At 34.0% G+C, this 1,421-nt stretch carries 3 protein-coding genes; 2 read left to right on the top strand and 1 reads right to left on the bottom strand.

Annotation, left to right across the window (positions count from 1 at the left end; genetic code table 11):
• The first annotated feature begins 163 nt into the window (after positions 1 to 163).
• Positions 164 to 262 (top strand): YjcZ family sporulation protein, encoded by a 99-nt coding sequence (locus tag V7014_RS10470; RefSeq protein WP_335506839.1) that lies wholly within the window; start codon positions 164 to 166, stop codon positions 260 to 262.
• Positions 263 to 378: 116 nt separating this feature from the next.
• Positions 379 to 909, top strand: a complete 531-nt coding sequence (locus V7014_RS10465; protein WP_335506837.1) for a DUF309 domain-containing protein — start codon at positions 379 to 381, stop codon at positions 907 to 909.
• Positions 910 to 981: 72 nt separating this feature from the next.
• Here the strand turns inward: V7014_RS10465 and V7014_RS10460 are convergent, their stop codons facing one another.
• On the bottom strand, positions 982 to 1,329 hold the full coding sequence (locus V7014_RS10460; RefSeq protein ID WP_335506835.1) for a GNAT family N-acetyltransferase: 348 nt from the start codon (positions 1,327 to 1,329) through the stop codon (positions 982 to 984).
• Between the last annotated feature and the right edge of the window lie 92 nt (positions 1,330 to 1,421).

Here is a 1,421-nt window from a genome sequence, read left to right as displayed (position 1 = left end):
CCCACTTAAACGTCTTCACTTTTACTTTCGTTTTGCAGTGGGAGCCTTAGCGTCAGTTTGAACGGGATAATATTTAGCAATTATTAGGCGTAAGCCCATGCATATCTTTGAACAGTGTCATATGCTGAGATTGTAGTAAACCTTTCAAGGAGTGATATAAAATATGAGTAATACTTGTTGCGATGGTGGACACTTTAATGGTTTTGCGTTAATCGTTACATTATTTATCCTGTTAATTATTGTTGGTGCATCTTGGTGCTAATAAACTTGTACCCGGCAATACATTGACCGGGTTTTTTACATAACTCACAAACAATCTGTATTATTCGCTTCACTTCATTAATTTTGCTACAATCTTTTATAAAAAGAGGTGATACCATGATCTATCCTGAAGCTTATATTGATTATCTTGTGCAATATCACGGTAGCCGAGATTACTTTGAATGTCATGAAATATTAGAAGATTATTGGAAAGAAGTAGATCCAGGGAACAAAGATTCACATTGGGTTGGCTTGATATTAATTGCAGTATCCGCATATCATCATCGACGCAGTAATCTAGTCGGAGCAGAAAAAACGATAATAAAAGCAATTAGAATTATGAAAAACACACCAGAAATAACACTTTCAACTCTAGGAATAGATTATGATGCCCTTTTGAGCTTATTAGTACAAAACCTTTCGAATATTAATAGCCAAAATCCTTATCTACCTTCCAATTTACCCATTATTCACGATGACTTACTTGTACTTTGTCAAGAAGCATGTAAACAGAAAGGCCTTATCTGGTGCCAAATGGATTATGCAGCAAGCGAATACCTCGTCAATCGACATACAATGAGAGATAGAAGCTCTGTCATACATGAGCGTCAATATCAAAAGCTTTTAAGACAACAAAAAAACAGCTAACTTGTAATATACTAGCCCACTATTCAATGGCTAGTATATTAAGTTATGCTGTTATACAAATAAGAGTTACGCTTACGTATCACATTTCACTATATAAGACGCCGTCTCTTCATTTGCCACGATTTCCTTATTACTGTATATCTCTTTAATCTGTTGAAACATTTTCCTCCCTATCCCTTGATTACGAAAGGAAGGATTTACAGTTAGATGCTGAATGAGTACTCTTTCATCTGATTCAATGATGATGCCAATTAACCCAATCATGTCATCTTCTTCTTTCCATAAATATAATTGCCAATTCTCTAACGTATCGTACTGTTTAATAGTAGCTTGAAGCTTCTTGATATCTTTTCCATTGGGCATAAAAGATAAAAGGCCCATTGCGATTTTCTCTAAAATCTTCTTATAACGTATTAACATAGTATATACCTCTTTACTAATCAAGAACATTTTTTGACTACCGAGATTGTACTTTCTATATGTAATTCCATATTATTTTACAAGATAAATAG

Source organism: Bacillus sp. JJ722, from assembly GCF_036963345.1.
Lineage (GTDB): Bacteria > Bacillota > Bacilli > Bacillales > DSM-1321 > Bacillus_AD.
Note: the sequence above shows the minus strand (reverse complement) of the source record. Positions and strands in the feature narration are given on the sequence as shown.

What these genes read in the sequence shown, in the direction of transcription:
- V7014_RS10465 (WP_335506837.1), top strand. Translation starts at nt 379, where the DNA reads ATGATCTATCCTGAAGCTTATATTGATTATCTTGTGCAATATCACGGT.
- V7014_RS10460 (WP_335506835.1), bottom strand. Translation starts at nt 1,329, where the DNA reads ATGTTAATACGTTATAAGAAGATTTTAGAGAAAATCGCAATGGGCCTT.
- V7014_RS10470 (WP_335506839.1), top strand. Translation starts at nt 164, where the DNA reads ATGAGTAATACTTGTTGCGATGGTGGACACTTTAATGGTTTTGCGTTA.